The organism is Planococcus sp. ISL-109, from assembly GCF_018613655.1.
In the GTDB taxonomy this organism is placed as follows: domain Bacteria; phylum Bacillota; class Bacilli; order Bacillales_A; family Planococcaceae; genus Planococcus.
Map to the genome: position 1 here is coordinate 17,858 of NZ_JAGGPW010000014.1, position 20,460 is coordinate 38,317.

17 protein-coding genes and 3 pseudogenes are annotated in these 20,460 nt (G+C 43.1%); 6 read left to right on the forward strand and 14 right to left on the reverse strand.

What is annotated here, in order from left to right; all coding sequences use genetic code 11:
• Positions 1-39: 39 nt before the first annotated feature.
• Positions 40-531 carry a GNAT family N-acetyltransferase gene (locus tag J7E21_RS10520; protein ID WP_353047771.1) on the forward strand — a complete coding sequence of 164 codons (492 nt, stop codon included), beginning with the start codon at positions 40-42 and terminating at the stop codon, positions 529-531.
• 39 nt (positions 532-570) lie between these two features.
• A pseudogene (locus tag J7E21_RS10525) lies at positions 571-768 on the forward strand (metal ABC transporter solute-binding protein, Zn/Mn family); the annotation flags it as partial.
• A gap of 123 nt (positions 769-891) precedes the next feature.
• Here J7E21_RS10525 and asnB read toward each other — a convergent pair.
• The 7 genes and pseudogenes from asnB to J7E21_RS16310 all read right to left on the reverse strand — a co-directional run.
• A complete protein-coding gene (gene asnB, locus J7E21_RS10530) occupies positions 892-2,793 on the reverse strand; it encodes an asparagine synthase (glutamine-hydrolyzing) (RefSeq protein ID WP_215107382.1) in 1,902 nt (633 codons plus the stop codon).
• 99 nt (positions 2,794-2,892) lie between these two features.
• Complete coding sequence (locus tag J7E21_RS10535; RefSeq protein ID WP_215107384.1) at positions 2,893-4,302, reverse strand: sensor histidine kinase; 1,410 nt, start codon at positions 4,300-4,302, stop codon at positions 2,893-2,895.
• Positions 4,292-5,002: a response regulator transcription factor gene (locus tag J7E21_RS10540; RefSeq protein ID WP_215107386.1), complete on the reverse strand. Its 711-nt coding sequence runs from the start codon at positions 5,000-5,002 to the stop codon at positions 4,292-4,294. Before J7E21_RS10540 ends, J7E21_RS10535 begins: the two co-directional genes overlap by 11 nt.
• Before the next feature lie 176 nt (positions 5,003-5,178).
• Complete coding sequence (locus J7E21_RS10545; protein WP_251047954.1) at positions 5,179-6,564, reverse strand: MATE family efflux transporter; 1,386 nt, start codon at positions 6,562-6,564, stop codon at positions 5,179-5,181.
• Between the two features lie 293 nt (positions 6,565-6,857).
• On the reverse strand, positions 6,858-7,328 hold the full coding sequence (locus tag J7E21_RS10550; protein ID WP_215107388.1) for a peptide-methionine (S)-S-oxide reductase: 471 nt from the start codon (positions 7,326-7,328) through the stop codon (positions 6,858-6,860).
• A 183-nt stretch (positions 7,329-7,511) separates the two neighbouring features.
• Positions 7,512-7,613: pseudogene (locus tag J7E21_RS16305) on the reverse strand (zinc ribbon domain-containing protein); the annotation flags it as partial.
• A pseudogene (locus tag J7E21_RS16310) lies at positions 7,608-7,824 on the reverse strand (hypothetical protein); the annotation flags it as partial. The pseudogenes J7E21_RS16310 and J7E21_RS16305, both read right to left, overlap by 6 nt.
• Before the next feature lie 295 nt (positions 7,825-8,119).
• Between J7E21_RS16310 and J7E21_RS10555 the strand changes: the two are divergent.
• On the forward strand, positions 8,120-9,160 hold the full coding sequence (locus tag J7E21_RS10555) for a zinc-binding dehydrogenase (RefSeq protein WP_215107390.1): 1,041 nt from the start codon (positions 8,120-8,122) through the stop codon (positions 9,158-9,160).
• 1,088 nt (positions 9,161-10,248) lie between these two features.
• Here J7E21_RS10555 and J7E21_RS10560 read toward each other — a convergent pair.
• The 3 genes from J7E21_RS10560 to J7E21_RS10570 all read right to left on the reverse strand — a co-directional run bounded on the left by J7E21_RS10560 (position 10,249) and on the right by J7E21_RS10570 (position 13,282).
• Positions 10,249-11,451 (reverse strand): GTP-binding protein, encoded by a 1,203-nt coding sequence (locus J7E21_RS10560; RefSeq protein ID WP_215107392.1) that lies wholly within the window; start codon positions 11,449-11,451, stop codon positions 10,249-10,251.
• Between the two features lie 67 nt (positions 11,452-11,518).
• Positions 11,519-12,328 (reverse strand): GTP cyclohydrolase FolE2, encoded by an 810-nt coding sequence (gene folE2, locus J7E21_RS10565; protein ID WP_251047955.1) that lies wholly within the window; start codon positions 12,326-12,328, stop codon positions 11,519-11,521.
• Between the two features lie 162 nt (positions 12,329-12,490).
• On the reverse strand, positions 12,491-13,282 hold the full coding sequence (locus J7E21_RS10570; RefSeq protein ID WP_215107401.1) for an MBL fold metallo-hydrolase: 792 nt from the start codon (positions 13,280-13,282) through the stop codon (positions 12,491-12,493).
• 171 nt (positions 13,283-13,453) lie between these two features.
• Between J7E21_RS10570 and dcd the strand changes: the two genes are divergently transcribed.
• On the forward strand, positions 13,454-13,987 hold the full coding sequence (gene dcd / locus J7E21_RS10575) for a dCTP deaminase (RefSeq protein WP_215107403.1): 534 nt from the start codon (positions 13,454-13,456) through the stop codon (positions 13,985-13,987).
• 133 nt (positions 13,988-14,120) lie between these two features.
• On the opposite strand, the gene J7E21_RS10580 is transcribed toward dcd, so the two are convergent.
• Genes J7E21_RS10580 through J7E21_RS10590 form a run of 3 tightly spaced genes read right to left on the reverse strand, consistent with a single transcriptional unit; the run spans position 14,121 to position 17,819 of the window.
• Positions 14,121-15,740 carry a nucleoside recognition domain-containing protein gene (locus tag J7E21_RS10580; RefSeq protein WP_215107405.1) on the reverse strand — a complete coding sequence of 540 codons (1,620 nt, stop codon included), beginning with the start codon at positions 15,738-15,740 and terminating at the stop codon, positions 14,121-14,123.
• A 10-nt stretch (positions 15,741-15,750) separates the two neighbouring features.
• Positions 15,751-16,851, reverse strand: coding sequence for an NAD(P)/FAD-dependent oxidoreductase (locus J7E21_RS10585; RefSeq protein ID WP_215107407.1), 1,101 nt, complete (start codon positions 16,849-16,851; stop codon positions 15,751-15,753).
• The gene (locus J7E21_RS10590; RefSeq protein ID WP_215107409.1) at positions 16,848-17,819 is read right to left on the reverse strand and encodes a CobW family GTP-binding protein; all 972 of its coding nucleotides are present in this window, start codon (positions 17,817-17,819) and stop codon (positions 16,848-16,850) included. Before J7E21_RS10590 ends, J7E21_RS10585 begins: the two co-directional genes overlap by 4 nt.
• 539 nt (positions 17,820-18,358) lie before the next feature.
• Between J7E21_RS10590 and J7E21_RS10595 the strand changes: the two genes are divergently transcribed.
• Entirely contained in the window at positions 18,359-18,700 is a 342-nt protein-coding gene (locus J7E21_RS10595) for a hypothetical protein (RefSeq protein WP_215107411.1), read from the forward strand.
• Between the two features lie 464 nt (positions 18,701-19,164).
• Here J7E21_RS10595 and J7E21_RS16560 read toward each other — a convergent pair whose 3' ends face one another.
• Positions 19,165-19,380: a DUF4275 family protein gene (locus J7E21_RS16560; protein ID WP_215107725.1), complete on the reverse strand. Its 216-nt coding sequence runs from the start codon at positions 19,378-19,380 to the stop codon at positions 19,165-19,167.
• 766 nt (positions 19,381-20,146) lie between these two features.
• Here J7E21_RS16560 and J7E21_RS16565 point away from each other — a divergent pair.
• Positions 20,147-20,410 (forward strand): DUF6431 domain-containing protein, encoded by a 264-nt coding sequence (locus tag J7E21_RS16565; RefSeq protein ID WP_353047772.1) that lies wholly within the window; start codon positions 20,147-20,149, stop codon positions 20,408-20,410.
• Positions 20,411-20,460: the final 50 nt, after the last annotated feature.

Consider the following 20,460-nt stretch of genomic DNA (forward strand, 5'->3'; position numbering starts at 1 on the left):
TATAGTACATTAGTAAACTCATTGAATGGAGGATGAATGATGAAACTTGAAATCTTTCAGCCGACTATCGAACAAAAAGATGTCCTACGAAATCTGATGGAGTTGTACCAGTACGATTTCTCTGAGTTCGAAGCTGAAGATATAGATGAAGACGGCTTGTACGGTTACAAGCATCTCGACTACTATTGGACAATTCCCACCCATTTCCCGTTTCTCATCAAAGTGGATGGGAAGATTGCCGGATTTGCATTGGTACGGGAGATAGCTTCAGAGGATTCAAATTGTTCATCCTATTTAAAAATATGCGAGTTTTTCATCATGAAAAAATACCGGAAGCAAGGAACCGGCAAACAAGCCGCCTTTTATTTATTCGATCTCTTTCTTGGGGTATGGGAAGTGGCAGAACTTGAAACCAACCTTCCTGCACAAAGATTTTGGCGAAAAGTCATTTCTGAGTATACGAACAATAATTACTCAGAAATCCGGAAAGATCATTGGCATGGGCCGATTCAACGATTTCTGACGACTTAGTTTTTCAGTCCCCCCAAGCAAATTGCCCTAAACTAGAAAGAAAAAAACATTGTATATATCGCTTTCGAACAGCACGTTTCCTCCAACCTGACAGAAGTGATCCAGAATGAAGTTGGCGCAGAGTCAATTGAGTTGCACAATTTAAGTGTTTTGACTCCGGAAGATGAAGACAATGACGAAACTTACTTCACCTTGATGGAAAAGAATCTCGACACTTTGGAAATGATGCTGAAATAGAAAAAGCACCGCAGTTTGACTACTGCGGTGCTTTTTTGTCTTGACTGTAATGTGCTGAAATCGGTAGATTCCGGCCTTTTTTACAATCCACAGCTGATCAAGGTGCTTTCTTTGCTGTAGTTATCAAGACATCGAATACTCATTTGCTGGTGCAACAGCTTCCGAAGCTTCCTGGACGTTTTCATCATTCAGGAAATACTGCTCATACCAGACGCAGAAGCTGTAGATTGTCCATATATACCGGGCGTGATTTTCTTCGTTCTTATAATGCCGCTCAAGATATTCCAATAGTTTAGGCTGATCGAAAAACTCTTGCACATACTCTTGTTGGAATGTTGATTGAATTTTTTTGTAATATTTTTCTTCTCTCATCCAGTGGCGGATAGGAACCGGGAATCCGAGCTTTTTCCGTTTGGCCCAGTCTTCCGGGAGGTTGTTTAGCGCGGCATCCCGCAAAGCGACTTTCGACTTGCCGTAATCAACTCTCATATTTTCCGGCAGCTGTTTTGCCGCTTCAAACACTTTTTTATCCAGGAAAGGCACACGCAATTCAATCGAGTGGGCCATGCTCATTTTATCCGCCTTCAAGAGGATTGCCCGAGGCAGCCATAACTCCAAGTCCAGCGCCTGCATTTTATCGGTCTCGTTTTGATAGTTCATTTTCGAATAATAAGGATCCACCACTTCCTGAACAGAAGGGCCGGCCTGATATTCTTTCTTCAAAATACCGAGTGCATCTTTTTCACTCCATACGAGTGCGTGGCCGATAAAACGCTCTTCAATGGGCTGCACAGCTTTCTGGAAGAATTTTCTGAACTGGTTCGATTGCGGCAAGATGTTCGAAAGCTGGGCAGCCGTATGTTGGACGGCTTTCGGCAAGCGCCGGTAGGAATTCAGCTTTTTAGACGGCTGATACCATTCGTACCCTCCGAACAATTCATCCGCTCCTTCACCGGATAGGATCACGGTCACTTCTTTACTGGCCATTTCGTTCAGAAAATATAACGGAATGATGGACGGATCGGAATGGGGCTCATCCATATGCCACTGGATTTCTGGAAAGACATCGAAACTTTCCTGGGCACTGACATAGCGCTGTTCAATTTCCACTCCCAGTTGTCCAGCTAGATCCACGGCAAGTTTCGTCTCATCAAACATGTCTTCATAATCTTCAAATCCTACGGTAAAGGACTTTTGCGGCTTGAGCAAAGAAGTGATATAGCTGGAGTCGATTCCTCCGGACAAAAATGACCCTACCGGAACATCGCTGACCCGGTGGACGTCGACAGATTCCGCAACGGCCTCCTGAATCTCCTCGATATACTCCGTGTAACTCTTTTGCTGTTCCTTGAACTCACGGGAGAAATAAGCGACGGTCCGGATGTCCTCACCTTTTTCCATCACCAAATATGTTCCCGGCTGCACGCGGTATACGCCTTCGAAAAAGGTTTCTTCCAAGACCGAGTACTGGAAAGTCAAATACGGCTTCAAAGCTCGTTTGTTCAGTGTTTTCACAAATCCCGGGTGCTTCGTGAATGACTTGATTTCAGAGCCAAAGATGAACGATCCGTCGGGTATGTGGGTGTAATATAAAGGCTTGATGCCGAATGGATCTCTTGCTGCGATAAACTTCCCTTTCGGTTTGTCCCAAATCAGAAATGCGAACATGCCCCGCAATTTATCGATGATTTTCTCGCCAAAGTGAAGATAGCCTTTTAACAGCACCTCTGTATCAGAAGTGGTTGAGAACTCAAAACCCAGTTCCACCAACTCCGCCCGAATTTCACGGTAATTATAAATCTCTCCGTTGAATACAAGCACCACTTCATCAGCTTCTAACGGCTGATTGGCGGCACTTCTTAAATCCAATATGCTCAATCTGGAAAACCCAAGGCCCACCTGATTGTCGATATAGACGGACTGGTTGTCCGGCCCGCGATGCACAATGGTATTCAGCATATCGCCCAGTACAGTGTCATGATTTATCCCTTGAGAACCAGGAATATAACCTATAAATCCACACATCCTAAATCTCCTCATTTCTACTTCATTACACATGAGTATAGAAATGAATTATGGAGAAAATATGGAGGGTGAATTCATAGCTCTTTTTCCTATAAAACTTTAACTGTACGCATCAGTTTTTTCAATGCTGTATGGAAGAGTTACGATAAACCGTGTTCCTTTATGCTCTTCGCTTTCCATCTGGATGGTTCCTGAAATCTGCTTGGCCAGCTCTGCGGCAATGGCAAGACCCAGCCCCGTTCCCCCGGTCGCCCGAGACCGTGATTTATCCAAACGATAGAACCTATCGAATATTAGAGACTGATCGTTTTCAGGTATCCCTGCCCCCGTATCTTCGATGATGAATTCAATATTCTGTTCTTTCATCCGGACATAAAGGCCAACCGACCCTTGTTCCGTATAATTTATAGCGTTTTCCAGCAGATTGAGCAGAATCTGTTCAAGCTTCATGCCGTCTGTCAAGACTGCTTTGTCGTTTCCATCAAACTCTACATTGACCACAAGCCCTTTCTCAGTGGCTTTCAAATTCACTTTAGCCTGCAACGTCTGGACAAAGTCCTCTATATCAACTTCCTGGACTTGGAGGGCATATTCCCCTTCTTCCATTTTCGATAAATCAAATAGCTCCTGGATCAGCTTGGCGAGCCTCGATGCTTCACCATCAATAATCGACGCATAACGACCTAGCTCTTGCGGGGTCTCGTACTTTCCTTCTTTTATCAATTTTGCATAGCCGCTTAAATAAGATGTAGGGGTTCTCAGCTCGTGTGAAATATTCGCCAAAAATTCACTGCGTGTTTTTCGGTAATTGTTCAGCTCCACACTTAAATCATTGATTGCGCTCCCCAAAGACCCCAGTTCGTCACGGCTATTCACTTCCACATGCGTATTTAAATTGCCTTTTGCGATTTCGCGAGTCGCCTTCTCCATCTTGACCAGCGGCCTGGATAAATACCAGACGATAAAAAATGTATAGCCTATTGCAATCAATATAGTGGCCACTATCGCCCATATCATCCAGTCTCTCACGTTGTGCATCTTGTTATGCAGTTCATCAATGGAAGAAAAGATCATGACCCCGCCTTCAAACGCACCATTGTCAAAAATAGGCTCCACGAAATAATAGAAGTTTTCCTGGCTGTCCGCATTAAACCTTTCTCCCTCTATAGTTTCTCCATTTTGGAGGCGGGACACCCAGTCCATTGGAAGATGGGACCCTTCATTGAATTCCATGATATTGCCATGCGTTATATGTCCATTGGAATTTAAAAACAGCACTTCGTGTTCAAAAAAGAGGTCGAGATGCTGATAGATTTCCTCAGGGGATTGATCCCTCTCCACCCACTCGACTTCAAGGCTTTGTGCGATGGACTTGACGTTATCGTTCAAATAAATGGAGTAGACGTTCAGGAATATCCGGTCGATCAAGAACGCGAACGGAATCAGTATGCTTAAAAAAAGGGCCATGATCACCAAACCGAGCTTCAAAACAATTCCATTACGCTTCATCTGCCGCATCCTTCAGTTCCAGTTGATAACCTAGGCCCCAAACCGTTTTGATGATCGGCACATCCGAATGGAGCTTCCTGAATTTCAACCGGATGTTTTTAATATGCGAATCAATGGCCCTTACATCTCGAATTTCTGAATAATCCCATACTAAATCAAGAATTTCTTCGCGTGTGAAAATTTTATTCGGAGACCCTGCCAGCAATTCGATGATCGCGTATTCTTTTGCCGTGAGTTCCATTTTCCTGCCACAGAAAACCACTTGCTTGTCCTGTTTATTGACAATCAGTTTTTTATCTTTCAAGACGATCATGGAATCGCGGCCATCTTTACCTTCTGCCTGATCGCTGCGCCTCAGCAGTGCATTTACCCGCGCTTTCAATTCCTCAAAATCAAAGGGCTTCACTAAATAATCATCCGCTCCGAGCTGAAGGCCTTTTACACGATCTTCAATAGCGGACCTGGCCGTCAGCATAAGAATCGGCATATTAGAATTGCGCCTGATTTCTTTGCAGACATCAAACCCGTCCGTAAAAGGAATCATGATATCCAATATCAATAAATCGTATGGCTGCTCTTTTACAAGCTGCAGCGCCTTTGCGCCGTCGTAGGCGAAAACAAGCTCGAACTCGCCTTCCAAATGAATACGGATAAGATCGCACATCAACTTCTCATCTTCAACTACAAGAAAACGTTTCATTGTCTCTTCCCTTCTAAAAGTAATATCCAGGCATAATATACTCCACCAAAGCGCCGCATAGCGACATGGTCTTTCATCCCTTCGGTTAAAGAGTCATCAATTTCCATCAGGATAACATACAATCGAAAAATATTTCCTGACTGCGCAGCCAGCCGGTTTACGCGGCAGACTGGGTTTCAGCTTAATGATTTTTCGCTTCCGCCTTTTTCCGACGTTTTTTTTTTCATTGCGTGTGATTTGAACCTGAAAAACAAGTAGATGGCACGCAACGTAATATCTGCTGCAATCGCAAGCCAAATTCCTGCAATTCCCATTTCCAAATAAATACCCAGAAAGTATATGCCCACAATCCGAACCGCCCACATCCCGATTGCGGTGCTGTACATCGGCGACTTTGTATCACCCAAACCTTGCAGCGCACCGGTCAAGATCAACCCTACTGCCAGCGCCGGTTGGGCAAAGGCATCGATCCGAAGAGCGATGGACACCATTTCAATCGCTTCCGGATCTTGCGTAAACCATGAGGCAAACCACGGTGCCCATATAAACATGACCAGACCGATGAAACTCATAAACACCACACCGATAGCAGCCGTCAACAGCCCGTAATGATAAGCCTCCCGCCAGTTGCCGGCTCCCCAGCTTTGGCCCACCAGCGTGGTTGCTGCAAGCGCCAGCCCGTATCCCGGCATATAGGAAAACATCTCGATATTTCCCGCAATGGTATGTGCAGCAAATGTCTTCGTCCCGATTGCGACAATCAGCCCAAAATAAACGACTTGGCCAATCCGCATAATCATTCTTTCCGCAGCTGCCGGCACAGCCAAATAAACCATTTCTTTTGTATGTTTATCCCATGAAAATAAAGTGAGGAGAGAAACCGCCAAGCTGGACTTCTTCAAGTAGCGCCACAGTAGCCAAGTGCCCAAGACCCGGACAAACAAAGTAGTCCAAGCCGCTCCCGCAACTCCCCAGCCACCCCAATCACCGATGCCGAAAATAAAAATATAATTTAATGGGATATGAACGATGTTGATGATCCACGCTACCTTCATCGGGCTTTTGGTATCGCCGCCCGCCCTGAGTATGCTGCCGATCAAAGTCATCCAAGCAAGGAACAGCGCACCGCCCCCGACAATCTTCAAGTAAATGGCCCCAATCCGGACCACTTCGTCCTCGGCGCCGAACAGTGACATCAGAAATTCTGAACCGAACCACGTCAGGATGCTCAGAATGACAGCTACTACTGTCCCAAACCCGAGCGATTCCTGCGCAACTTTTCTGGCACCGGAAAGGTCGTCTGCCCCTAATTTTCGTGCAACAAGTGAAGAAGTCCCCACCCCCAAAGCCATAAAGAGCGCCAAATAGATGGCTAACACCGCAGTGGCTATTCCCACTGCCGTGACTTCCTGCAATCCGATCCGCGCGATGAACAGCGTGTCCACAAACCCAACCACCGTTTGCAATAAATATTCGACCATTGCCGGAATTGCCAGCAACAGAATGATTTTCACCTTTTCACTTTTTGAACTAGGGCCTTGCAACCCATTTAATTGTTTCATAACGATATCTCCCTTTTGAGAACCTACTACCATTATGTACTTGAGAAGAAAAAAGTGAAAATTGTTTTTTCTGAATTCACTCTTCAGTATTGATCTACTTAAATGAAAAAATGACTATTTCACATTAGCTTATATACTGTTCTTCTCGAATTCTATAAATCTATCGCCTGCTGCAGATCTATACCGTTCGTAAAAGTACCCTTCCGTGAACAAAAAGAAAAGGAACTTCTTATACGAAGTTCCTTTTCTTCCGGGTGGTATGCAAACTAGATTTCTACTTTGAATATTCTCCCTTACTTATACCTACTTAATATTTCTTCTGGAATATGGCAATAATCATTTGGACATCTAGCTAACCTATCTTGATGTTCTTCTGCACTTCTCACATAGTTTGTAAGAGGTAATACTTCGACAACTATAAGGTCATAATCATTTCTCTCACTAAGAAACGCCTTCGCCTCTATTAAGTGGTCAGGATTTTCACTATATACGCCCGTTCTGTATTTCTCGCCAACATCCTGTCCTTGTTTATTCAAACTGTATGGATCAATGATTTCAAATAAATACCCCATTAAGTCTCTCATTGTTACAACTGTCGGATCAAATCCTGTTTTTACACATTCGGCGTACCCATCATAATCCGACTCAAGTATATGACTGGTTCCATTCGCTCTTCCTGCTTCTGTAAACTCCACTCCAGGCAACGTTTTTATAAAAGCTTGTACTCCCCATAAACATCCACCGGCAAAATATACTACTTCCATATCAACTCTCCTCTTTGTTTAAGAATACGAAAATTTCATTACAAGTAAATAGCAGGAAAAAACGTAGTCACCAAGTCTACTACACAGTGAACTACCAACCACTTAACGCTTTTACACGCTGTTTGAAGCGCGGGCTTCCCAACAACCCCTGGACAGTCGGTTCCTTGATTGGAGCTCCGCAGTTCATGCGGTTAGGAGGCGCATAGCCTCACATTTGATATTGATACTTGCGTTCACATCCAGCTCGTGATGCGCTGAACAGGACGGGCAGACCCACTGGCGCAAGGCGGGGCTGTCCACTTCCTTCAGCCAAAGCAGCTCTTTTTTTAACTGGGTCAGCTGGGAGGAACAATGGGTGTAGCCTAAGCCTTTCCTGGTCTCTTCAAAAAAGTGTTCCAGTGCCCAGGAAATATTTGAACACAAAGCGGCTACAGCCGATGGTCTTGGCGATCTGCGCTTTATACGAAGCCCTTCCCTTATGATAAAGTGAGGTTATCTCAACCTAGGATGTACGCCAGTTCAGCGAGTGAATCGATGTTTTTACGGACGGATTATCCAGTTAATATTTAATTAACGGGCCAGGATAGTTGAACAAGCCACTAGTAAAGATAATAATAGCGAGTGAATGGCTAATGTTTTTTGAGAGTAATTATGTATCATTCACTAAAGAGGGATGTAATAAATTCCATCCCTCTTTAACGATCCGTGGATCAACTAACAATCCGCGAGAGATGAGGAATGATTGAAGTGTCTCTTTATACTAACTCAAATAATAGAAAGGGGATAACTCTATGAAAGCTGTTCAAGTGACTGGATACGGTGATGTAGATAAGTTAGAAATAGTTGAATTAGCTATGCCAGAACCTAAAGACCATGAAGTGCTCATTAAGGTAAAGGCTTGTGCCATTAATAATACGGAAATTTGGATGAGAGAAGGAGCTTACGGCACTGGCTCGAAGTCCGGATGGCGACCAGAAGGAGTACACTTTCCCCGCACACCTGGTTCTGATATATCAGGGAGAATAGTAAAGGCAGGGAAACTTGTAGAGGAATCCATGATTGGAAAAGATGTTGTCCTTTTCCCATTCACATCAAGTGGAGATGAAGGATTTGAGCATATTTCAGAAGATATGTCCTTCATTGGTTCAGAATATGATGGTGGATATGCGGAATACGTCGTGTGGAATGCTGACCTTTGTTTTGATATGCCTCTTTCCAACTATACAGAAAGTGGAGTTTTTTCTGTTAGTGGGTTGACTGCATGGCATATGGCAGAACAAATTCAAGCTCAATCTGGGGAGACTATTATGGTAACCGGGGCAAACGGTGGTGTTGGATCTTTAAATGTACAAATTGCCTCTAAAGTATTCGGTGCTACAGTCATTGCAATTGTTGGTGACTTAGATTTGAAAGAAAGAATGAAGGAATTGGGAGCAACACACGTGTTGTCTTATAAATCAAATAATCTTGCTAAAGAAATAATAGAAGTGAATGGCGGTCCGATTGACTCAGTATTAGATGTTGTAGGCGATGCTTTGTTCTCAACCTCCCTTCAGGTACTGAAGAAGGGTGGGAAATTCTGTACATCTGGGTCTGCAGGTGGCCAGAACACAGAGCTTGATTTTAGAACTTTGTATTTAAAACATATTACTCTTTATGGGTCTGTTTTGGGCACTAGGGAAGAATTTAAACGTATGCTTAACGCTATTTCTGAAGGTAAAATTAAACCGGTCATCGATCGGACTTTTCCTTTGGAAAAAGCAAGAGAAGCTCAAATTTATTTTAAAAAAACGGGGAAATTAGGAAAGATTGTCTTGCTGCCAGAAGAATAAGTAAATTCTAAAAGGGTATTCTATTATTATAATTTTATCATATTGTTAAACAACTAAAAACACGAAAAAGAACGTTCGTAAATGTGTAAAAACACTTTACGAACGTTCTTTTTTTCAATCGACATTTACGAACTTCATAGAGCATTAAGCTCGCCTGCTAATTGAAGCAACTGGCTAGGAGCATCTTAACACTTAACAATCGTTCTCCCTAAATGTTCACCATTTTTAATGAATTCAATCGTTTCTGGCACTTGTTCGAGTGAAATTTCATTTGCCAACGTCGTTTGGGAGATGTTCCATTCATTCGCCATCTTCGCCCAAATAGCTTCGATTGCAGAAGATTGATCTGATTGCAAATTAGTCAAGTTTGCATAGCGAGTATAACATTCCCATTTTTGAAAATTATATTTTCATCCTTGATCATCCAGAAGGTATGAAGTGGTAAAAACACGTCACGAGCGGTAACTTTCATCGGCTGCAATTACCTCTCAGAAATTCAAATATGGAAAGATTATCTCTTAAAGAATCTACTAATAAAGTATGCTCAGTATTTGACACTTACTTTACTCTGAAAGATGTGAAATATAAAAACATTCGTAAAATTACACTTCCCTGAACAAAAAAAGAGAAGGAGCTTCATATGACTTCCTTCCCTTCCGATAATCAGGCGATATGTAAACTGTTTTTCGAAAATATTTAATCAGAAAAATTTTATTGCATACTGAATTGTTTCTTTGTTTTTCAGAGAATTCCTCCTCGAATCGTCTGTTTAAGAACTTGAATTTATTTCTTTTGTGCCGACTACTTGAATTCCTCATAAGTCTCCGTGCAGCAAGCGCAAATCTGTATCTAGGAGATATTCTATGAACCAGTGCCTATGTAACTTTGAGAATTTTTTCTTTCTCTTCTTTGTATTGTTTATAGCCTCGGATAAACTCCTTGTACGATTGCAGGACTCATCCTATTTATTTTTTAATTGGTCTTTAAATTATATCGACCACAAATAGTAATAATTACGATTAACATCGTAACTCTTTTATTTGTAGACTACAAGGATTTTTACAAATAACTCCTATTCAACTTAATAGTCAGCGTGTTCTTTCTGGGATATTCCAATTGAAAGGATCATCTAAAGCACTCCAATCCCCATCAAACTCGCCATCCGCCAATAAACAGGAATCCAACTGCGCTATTACTTCCTGTTCATTCATCGCTGTCCCGATAAAGACGAGTTGGGTTTTGCGGTCTCCAAATTCAGGATCCCATTCTTCCGTGAGATGAGGGTTTTCTTCGATAATTTGGTTTTGTTCCAGCTCTGGCAAGCTAGCCACCCAGTAGGATACCGGCTCAATGGAAATGGACGGGCCAGCCTGCGAAACCGACAGGGCTAGATCGTTCCTCGTCGCACACCAGGCAACGCCTTTTACCCTCACTATATTTTTGCCTAGGGAATACATCAATTGATAAAACCGTTCACTGTGAAAAGGCAATTTTCGGTTGTAAACAAAAGATGTGATGCCATATTCGTCAGTTTCCGGCTGATGATCGTTGTGCCCCGTCAGCAGTTCTTTTATCCAGCCTGCAGATTCATTGGCTTTTCCGAAATCAAAAAGCCCGGTATTCAGGATATCGCTTGGCTGAATTTCGCCTTTGCTTGTTCGGATCAGCCTTGCTCCCGGCTGAAGCTTGCGCAGGACCTTTTCTAAATGAACTAACTCCGCTTCCTCCACAAGATCGCTTTTATTGACGATCAATACATCACAAAATTCGATTTGGTCCAATAATAAGTCAGCAATTTCCCGGTCATCTTCCTCGCCCAGCGCCTCCTTTCGATCGAGCAGGCTGTCTCCTGACCTGAAATCATGCCAGAATCGATTGGCATCGACGACTGTGACCATCGTGTCCAGTTGGCAAAAGCGTGTGAGGTCGATGCCGAGTTCTTCATCTATGTAAGAAAAAGTCTGGGCTACTGGTACAGGCTCGCTGATGCCGGTAGATTCGATGACGATGTAATCGATATTTCCTTCTGTCGCCAGCTTTTCAACTTCAATCAGCAAATCTTCACGGAGCGTGCAGCAAATGCAGCCATTTGAGAGTTCCACCAGTTTTTCTTGCGTCCTCTTCAACCCGCCCCCTTGCTTGATGGTTTGTGCATCAATATTCACTTCACTCATATCGTTGACAATAACCGCTACTTTCAAGCCATCCTGATTATGAAGAATGTGATTCAAGATTGTAGTTTTCCCTGCCCCTAAATAGCCACTTAAAACTGTTACCGGTATTTTCCCCATTTACTTCCCCCCCTGCCAGTTTAAATGTTAAGTATTTCCGTTTTTTATCGGTGTAGTTCCCACTGTTTCATTGCCCCTTTTTGTCGACTGTCAATTCAGCAAAGGCATCATGAAGATGGATGGATTCTTCGTTCCGGCATTCTACGCGGAAACGATCGATATAATCCAGTTGATAAAGATCGGCTGCCACCAAGCGCACCATATCCTCGACAAACCGCGGATTTTCGTAGGCCTTTTCCGTTACCATTTTTTCATCCGGCCGCTTTAGCACCGGGTGGATAAGGGCGCTCGCATTCGATTCCGCTGCTTCAAGCAAATCTACTTTCCAATCCGGCTCTTCTGTATATTGGTTGTTAAGTTCGATTTCCATCGTGATAAATCCACGCTGATTGTGCGCACTGTACTCGCTTATTTCCTTCGAACATGGGCACAGCGTAGTAACGGCACACTTAAGAGCAGCCTTTCGAAAGACAGACGAGTCAACCGTACATACGTCCATCGTGGCCTGTGCATGATTGATTCCTTCGAGTTGCGTGGACGGGCCTTTTCTGGTAAACAGAAAGGGAAATTCGACTTGGACACGCACTTCCTCTTGTCCCAACCGCAGAGAAATTTTCCGGCTCAATTCCGCCAGTGCATGAAAATCAGCGGTCAGCTTGCCTGTACGCCTCGCTTCTTCGAGCTGCTCCATAAAGCGGCTCATATTAGTCCCTTTCATGAAACTCGGCAGACTTGCAGTGAGGCTGAATGCAGCCAAAGTTTGCTGCTTCGCTGGATTCAGGCTCGAGGAAATGTCAATCGGATACTTCACATTGCTGACCCCGACTGCCTGGATCGGAAACAAATACTTCCCAGCTTGATTTTGCAAATCTTTCATATTTTCTTTGTCTATTGGTTTTTTTCTAGGGCCCGGCGGTTTGGATCCAAATAAGACCAGCCGTTCAGCTTTACTGGGGAATTTCATTTTTTCAATCCTTTCACTAAGTTTTATGCAGAGATTCCGTATTCACCGCTTTGTGTAAGTGCCAAACCGTCTCCTCTAATTTTCCAGTGGCATCCATGTCCATTGGCCTTCGGATTTCTTCACTTTTCCGAGTCCTGGAAATGGATAATGGCATGCAAAAATCTGTGCTGATTGCGTATAGGCTTGCTGCAAAAAGGACTGGCGAGTCTCCATGCCTTTCTCGGGGTCCAGCTCGGCAGCTATATAGGAGGCAGGATGTGAAAGAGTGACCGGGTCGTTCAGAATATCGGAAGCGGCCAACAAGCGTGTGCCTTGTGATTCAATAGAAACCGTGAGATGGCCTTCAGTATGGCCTGGAGTATGATTAACAGAGATGCCCGGACAAATATGGCAACCAGATTGAACAAAGGTGATGTGGTCTTTTAGTGGAGCCAAGGTCCTCGATTCCATAGTTTCCGGACGCTCTGACCAGTAATTCCACTCCTCAGCCGTAATCAAGTGTTCAGCGTTGGAAAAGACCGGGTTGCCATTTCGGCTTAAACCGCCGATATGATCAAGGTGTCCGTGGGTAATGACGATGGTTTGAATATCTTCTGCTTTTATCCCTTCTTGTTGAAGCTGACGCAGCAAATGCCCCCCTGTCGGCAAATGCTCTTCACCAAAGCCTGCATCAATCAGTATTTTTTGTTTTCCTGTATCAATAAGCAAAAAGTTCAGCGGTGCATGGAATTGGTCTGGAATATGCTCAATCATGTCCTGTGGCGTATTTGCAAAAAAGAAGTCTTTGGATACTGGAAATGCTCCGTCTGATAAGGCGATAAGTTTAAATTCACCAACTTGAAAATGAAAATTGCTACTCGTCTTCATCTGTCTGCCCCTTTTCTATATCGTGGCGCTGCAAAGCACTTTTAATAGTTATTCTCTAGCTGTCCTTGTTTGAACTTGCACAAAGTGATAGATTGTATATGCACTATAAATCGTAATAATTACTATTTATAGTGCATATTATTACTATAAAAACTTAGGAGGTCTTGATGGATGATTCTATCCAATCAATCGATAAAGAAGAAAATGCAGGATCATGAGCTTGAAATTACACCTATTACCGATGCCCAATATCAACCGGCTTCAGTGGATCTTCGTTTAGGCAATCATTTTTTGAGCCTGGACGAATCATCTGTTACCCATCTCTCGCTTGAAAAAGCAGCTGCCTATAAAGAAGTTTTCGCAGAAAGAATACTGATTCCGCCCCATGGATTTATCCTTGGCACGACTCTCGAATGGATCAAGCTCCCTAAAAACGTCACAGCTTTCGTTGAAGGCAGAAGTTCCATCGGCAGGCTCGGGCTGTTCATCCAGAATGCGGGATGGGTCGACCCCGGGTTTGAAGGGAATATTACCCTCGAACTTTATAATGCCAACCAAGTGCCGATTGAATTGATTGCCGGGAGAAGAATCTGCCAAATCGTACTTGCTGAATTGGACCAGGAAGGACCAGCCTATAGCGGCAAGTATGTTGGCCAGAACCGGGCATTTCAAAGCAAAATACATTTGGATGAAGAACTTAATTGAATCGTCATCACAAACAAAGCGCTTTCCCTCGTTAATTTTTGATTAAAAAAGTAAATCTTCAGAAACGGCAAGGCTGTCAGATTAAACTTTGACAGCTTTTTTAATGGTACATATTTTTTTGAAAAAGATGATGCTAAAAAACAAAATAAAGAATCAACGCGAAGGCGGAAACGCTGGCACTGCTTGTTGCCATTTGCTTGCCGGCGATGGCTAAAGCATCCTTTATCGATAGTTCCTTCGCTATTTTCATCAAGGTTACTAGACATGCGGTAAACGTACTGCAGAAAAATACCGCCAAAAACAACTGGGCGGTTGTAATTTGTTCCAGCAGGCTCCCTGATCCTTGATTCAACAGCAAGATGCCATCCTTGCGAAAAATACTTGCGATGAAAGCTGGCGCAACTTGATCGGGCAAGCCGAACAAAGCGAGAAATGGTGCCGCAATGAAACTTAAAGCCGCCATGCCTCCCATCATTTCCATCCCGGAAGCTATCAGGCAAATAAGCAAAAAAATCGGCATTGCTTGAAAGAGGAATTGGCTAATGACCGGTTGAGTCCGATAGGAAATCGTCTTGAGCGAAGGCCTTTGCAGGAAAGACTGATGCTGTTGGAGTTTAGGGATGGCAATTGAGCGGTTCCAGATCTTCACATGAATCAAAGACACCGCCATCAACGCTGCGGTATAAGGCAACACCAGCATGATATTGCCGGAAGCTCCAAAAACCGACAGTGTGGCGCCCATTTGGTAACTGCAGGCTGAACCGAATGAAATGACGGAGATGCAGTTTTTCCTCGAACAGACATTACAGCTGCGAGTCGCTTCCATTGCCACCACATTGCAGCCGAAGCCGCTGATGATCGGTACGAGATCCTGTCCTGTTAATCCGAATCTGCGCATGGCCGAATCAAGTCCATCTGTGATTAAGTCTTTTAAACCGCTTTCTTCTGTGATTGCTACGGTCATCGAAAACAGCAGCACTACAGGAAAAGCCCATACAAAAGAGTAGATGCCAAGCGAAATCAGTCCATAATCCCCTAATGCCAGAATGTAAAGATATTCCGGCAAGCCTGAACCCCAACTCTCCAAATGGGCCAACACATATTGATCGACAAAAGCTTCCGCTCTTCCCGAAACCTGGTAGGCAATAAATATTGGCAGCGCGTACACGCTCATTAAAACTGCAAGAGCGAGACAAGGACCCCAGAAAGGATGGCTGAACAGCGCTTTCGGCTTCGGCGCTTTTTTCACCGGCAACCGCTGAATTTCTTTAAATTCCTCATCAGTTAAATGCCGCGCACTGTCGTTCAATTGTTCCAAAATGCCAGGGTGATACGAACGAGTATCAATGAGACAAAGTGGAAAGCCCCTGCTCTCTTTAAAGCGAATTAGTGCCTCTGTGGAACCTTCATCCATTTTGTCCTGAAATGTAACAATAATTGCTGTCGGAACTTCTTTAACAGGAAACAGGCTTTCGAGCGCCGTCAACTCTTCTAAGAAATGCGTCCCCCTAACGACCAGCCACAGCTGATTCGCTGCAGCTGCCGTTTTTTTCGTGTACTTGCTTGTGACCAGTTCACTCCCCAAACGAACTCCCGGTGTATCGATGTACTGATGGTGCCGCTCTTTCACTTCACCTATCCGTGAAGTGGCGCCTCTGACATTCGATCCCTGGAAAGGATATTTTTCCGGGGATAAGCGATGGAGCAACGTGGTCTTTCCGGAAGACTCCAGTCCTACTAATACAATTTTCATTAAACTTCTCCTAGCATGTACATTCTTTTTCACAGCAAGACAAATCACTCAAATACATGGAAGCTGCTTTATACGAGTTAAAGACTGCCGGATTATGAGCCAGTTGATGGCGATCGAATAGTTCTTCCGCCACAATAGCGAAACGTTGGCGAAACTTGTAAATAAAACAAAAAATAGTGTTGGCTTGGCGAACGCTCGGACCGATTAGGAATACTGAAGGGGCGATAGTGGATTCGTCGTTGTCTGTCAATAACGGCAGGCCTTCTTCATTCCACTCGAATAATTCTTCGAATTGTTTTGCCCCATGGCTGAATCCTGTACAGATGATCGGTTCATTTTCTGTTGTGATACTCGTCCCGTCCTCGAAAGTCACGGTATAGCCCAGCAAATCGGCATCTTGTTCCACCGATACCGCCTTTTTCTGTGAATGCTGCGTAATTTTTCCATCAATGGCTGGAGAACTTATGCGCTCTCTTGTAAAAGGCGATAAAGTTCGGCTCGGATCTACGGCGGTGTCGAACCAGGAATCTGCGGAATAATAGACATCGACCTGTTCACCTTTAGATGCTAAATGGTAGGCAGCATCTGCCGAACTTTCCCCGCCTCCTATGACCATTCTGGTACCTTCCAATTCTCCCCACGAAACCACATCCCTATAATGCAGCCCAGCAGAGAAAGGACGCTTCGGAAACTGGAACTCGCCACAAGCCACAATAATGGAATCGGACAAGTGGCCATCACCCTCTTCATCCGTCTGTATCCAATATCGCTCTCCTCTTTTTTCAATATGGTGGACCATTGTGTGTTCACGAACCGGCAAATCATAATGACCCGCAATCAAATCCAAATAATCCCCGTATTCTTCTCCTGATAAGTGTTCTTTTCCAAATGTGTACGCAGGTGAAGTGTCTGGCAAAATTGCATTCAAATCCAATTGCCCAAATCCGTGAGCGGTAAAGGAAGGCGTAATCAATTTCGTTTCTTTCGGCCATTGAAAAAAAGTCGATCCGACTGTGTCTTTTTCGATGATTACAAAATCCTCCACACCGCTTTGCCTGAGCAGAACACCCATGCCAATTCCAGCTGGGCCTGCGCCAATAATTGTAATCATTTTTTAGCCTCCTTCAATACTGTTGGATTTGCGACTTCAGTTTTGTCGTCATTTTCCAATGCTGCCAATTCTTTTTTTATCTGTTCCTTGTCCAGATTCTCTCCAATAATGACCAGATTCATCGGCAGGTTAATTGGCAGGGCTAATGTGAATGGTTTGCCATATGCCATCTGGATTAAAAAAGTGGGATTTTCTCCAGTGAAACGCAAAAAACCTTTCAATCGAAATAAGCTTGTTGATACCTTTGCCACCCATTTTTCAAAATCGGACCGCTCAATTTCATTCTGAAATGTGTAAGTTAAAGACTGGATCCGCAAATTTTTTACAACATGCATCGTCTCACGGTGCTGACCTTCTGCTGTCTGCTGGGCACGCTCCACGGCAATTAACTCTGTCTTCGCATACAATGTAATCGATTGCTGCGCAGTCGGATTGAGTTCTTTGATGGCTAACTGCAAGGAATTCATTTCTTGCGGAGAAACTGTATCTGCTTTATTCAAGAGGATATGATCCGCATACTTGACTTGCTCTTCCAATAACTTCTGGATTGGAGGGCTCAATTCCCCGCGGTGCATCCACCTTTTTGAATCCACCACCGTGAGGATTGGTTGTACAACCATATATGGCGCAAGGACCGGCGACAGGCAGGCATCCAATATATCCACTGGATGCGCGACTCCGGTTGCTTCTATAAAAATTACATCCGGTTGCTCTTTCCTGTACAGCTCCAACAATTGCACTTCCAGTTCATCCTTCATCGTGCAGCAGATGCAGCCATCTAATAATTCCAATATGGTCAGATCCGAACCGATAATTTCCGAATCCACAGAGTATTCTCCGAGTTCATTCATAAGAACTGCCACTTTTTTCCCTGCCAGCTTTTCCTTCTCCACAAGAATTTTTAATAAGGTAGATTTTCCACTACCTAAAAATCCGCTTAGGATATATAAATTGATGGTTTCTGCCAAGTGAATCACCGCTTTCAAGTATGTAATTATCCATTATTTAGAAATAAGTAGCGTTTTAGGTATCACACAAACAGTAATCATTACGATTTGTATAATAAGTGAATTCCTTGCGTCCGTCAATCATTAAGTATATTTAGAAGATTTTTTCTTATCCCTAATCGATTGTATGCTTTGGAATATCGGTTTCGATTTATTAAGGGTAAATCGAAAGACGTAAGGAGAAGAGCTGAAGAAATGCTGATTAGACTTCATGAATTGATGACGCAAAACATCATTCCGTAGATTTGAATTCGGAAATCGTTTATTACAATTGCTGTTTCTTGAAAATTGTACAAATTTTGATCAATTAAGAGTGCCAGCAATTAGATATAAGGAAATCAAAAGAGGCAAATGTACAAAAAGTCGATTCACCGGATTATAGTCTCTGGTAAACAGTTTTCATTCTTTCTAAGGATCACTTCGTTAATTATGATGTTTAGTAAAACGATTAAAAGGAAATAATATTATCAACAACAAAAAAATACAAAGGAGGTTACTTTATGAGCACCCAACACCATGTACATGAGCATCATGCCCACCAGCATAATCTGTCATGTGGTCACACCAAAATAAAACATGAGGATCATATTGATTATGTGCATAATGGCCATCTTCATCATGAACACGAAGGCCACTGGGATGAATGCAAAATCTCTGTTTCCGATACGAACCCGGATGTTTGTGCACCCATGACTTGCGGATGCAAGCACGATAGCGACTGTGGCCATGAATTGGTTCCACATGGGGATCACGTGGATTACCTGGTGAATGGCCGTCTGCACCATGTTCATGACGGGCACTGTGACGACCATGGCCCTGTTGAATTAGTTACCGTAAAGTAGCGTTTTGGTAAACTAATGACATGTGTTTTTACTTATCTCGGTCATTAAAGCGATAAGAAACTTGTTCATACTGCCATTGTTCTATTAATCATCGAACACTAGCAGCTTTTTAGAACTCAGAATATAAACCGCTTTCCTACTAGCTACAAATAAAAAGATTCTGAAACCAAGAGCTTTTTCTCAACCGAAATGTGTCCTGTTTATTTCGCCTGACCTCGGACTAACAAAATCAACTCCTTCTATTCATATGGTTGTTTCCATTAAAAATTGTTCTAAAAAGTACAACTTCATAAAATAAAGAGGAGGGACAGAAGCTGATATATGTGCTTTTGTCCCTCCTCTTTATTTTTCAATTTATCCATGGCCAGTGAACTACTTCTGATAAACCAATGATATGTAAACTGCATGTCCTTTGAATCTTCTTATTGGAATACTCTCTTCTTAACTTAAATCTCCTACATTTTTTAATTACTCTTAGACTTTTTTCGGTAAAAGTATGGCCCCCAGTCTTTTTCATGAGGAATCACATATGTCCAATTAAAGCCTTTATCCACCACATAGACATCGCAGTATTCGCCTGTTACATTCGACAGATCTTTCGCACTCATGGAAGAAGCGTATTCCACCTGTAAAAAATCTTCTGACTCCTGAAAGAATATATAACAATATTGCTTATTTATACTTTGTCAAAGAATAGAGCTGCTTCTTTCTTCATCAAGCAATCTATTTTTTCAGAAGAAAACAGCTACCATAAAAATTCATTTAAACTTTGATGTTGCTCGAGTTGAGAATCAGAAAAAGCATTAATCCATTTCTCTCTATACCCTCTGCCAATATTTTCAAATTCATTGACGACTATCCCTTTTTTACGAAGAACATTAACTAATTCGACGATAATCACCATCTTTTCTGTCCTTTTTTAAATCAGATAATTTTCTATCATTAGCTTATTAGGTCACAAAAATAGTCTACGAAATCTGACCCTGAATATACAATTAATTTACAGCGTTCACGAAAGTTAACTTTGCCGGACAAAAAAGAAGAAGCTCAACCCTAAGCTTCTTCGCTTCCGATAAGGGGTCGTATGTTAACTGTTAATGCTGTTTCATAATGTCCAAAAGTTGACGGTATTGTTTGTCCAGGAATTGACGGATATAATGTCCTTAATAACTCCGGAGAAAGGAAAAGACGCCTCCCTTTGTGTCAGCTATTACCAGTAGCTCGACGGGAGACGTCCTTCAAAATCATATGATAATCGTCTCTCATTATACCATAGAAGAATGCGCCTCGAAAGGCGTTTTTTGTTCGGTGCGCAGAAGCAGAAAAGGTCTCGAGTCCCTGTTGCGGTCAAATGGAATACAACAGCGTGTTGAATAAGTTGATGACCTTCAATTAGTTATAAGAATGGACACTTTCACCTCATCAAAAAATATGTGAGCTGTTCCAGTGTTTGGAGAAGCGTCCGCTCGACTCCTGTGGACCAGCGAGACGGCCGAGACCCCGCAGACTGAGGAGGCTTGGACGAGAGCCCACGGAAAGCGAGCGGTAAGCTTCGGAAAACACGGTTTTCTGGAGTTTCTCGACAGCCTGGAATACAAGGTCATCGGTTCCCGAGAACGAAAGTTGCGAGATGAGTGTGGCGAGTCCCCACGATTCATCATTCGAAGATTGCAATGTAAGCATTGCGAGAAGATCCATCACGAGAGATAAGCAAATACGAAAGTTCAAGTTGCTCACGCAAACCATTCAGCAATTTCGAA

Excerpts from the sequence above, each read along its gene's own strand:
- J7E21_RS10520 (WP_353047771.1), top strand. The coding sequence starts at position 40 with ATGAAACTTGAAATCTTTCAGCCGACTATCGAACAAAAAGATGTCCTA.
- asnB (WP_215107382.1), bottom strand. The coding sequence starts at position 2,793 with ATGTGTGGATTTATAGGTTATATTCCTGGTTCTCAAGGGATAAATCAT.
- J7E21_RS10535 (WP_215107384.1), bottom strand. The coding sequence starts at position 4,302 with ATGAAGCGTAATGGAATTGTTTTGAAGCTCGGTTTGGTGATCATGGCC.
- J7E21_RS10540 (WP_215107386.1), bottom strand. The coding sequence starts at position 5,002 with ATGAAACGTTTTCTTGTAGTTGAAGATGAGAAGTTGATGTGCGATCTT.
- J7E21_RS10545 (WP_251047954.1), bottom strand. The coding sequence starts at position 6,564 with ATGAAACAATTAAATGGGTTGCAAGGCCCTAGTTCAAAAAGTGAAAAG.
- J7E21_RS10550 (WP_215107388.1), bottom strand. The coding sequence starts at position 7,328 with ATGGAAGTAGTATATTTTGCCGGTGGATGTTTATGGGGAGTACAAGCT.
- J7E21_RS10555 (WP_215107390.1), top strand. The coding sequence starts at position 8,120 with ATGAAAGCTGTTCAAGTGACTGGATACGGTGATGTAGATAAGTTAGAA.
- J7E21_RS10560 (WP_215107392.1), bottom strand. The coding sequence starts at position 11,451 with ATGGGGAAAATACCGGTAACAGTTTTAAGTGGCTATTTAGGGGCAGGG.
- folE2 (WP_251047955.1), bottom strand. The coding sequence starts at position 12,328 with ATGAAAGATTTGCAAAATCAAGCTGGGAAGTATTTGTTTCCGATCCAG.
- J7E21_RS10570 (WP_215107401.1), bottom strand. The coding sequence starts at position 13,282 with ATGAAGACGAGTAGCAATTTTCATTTTCAAGTTGGTGAATTTAAACTT.
- dcd (WP_215107403.1), top strand. The coding sequence starts at position 13,454 with ATGATTCTATCCAATCAATCGATAAAGAAGAAAATGCAGGATCATGAG.
- J7E21_RS10580 (WP_215107405.1), bottom strand. The coding sequence starts at position 15,740 with ATGAAAATTGTATTAGTAGGACTGGAGTCTTCCGGAAAGACCACGTTG.
- J7E21_RS10585 (WP_215107407.1), bottom strand. The coding sequence starts at position 16,851 with ATGATTACAATTATTGGCGCAGGCCCAGCTGGAATTGGCATGGGTGTT.
- J7E21_RS10595 (WP_215107411.1), top strand. The coding sequence starts at position 18,359 with ATGAGCACCCAACACCATGTACATGAGCATCATGCCCACCAGCATAAT.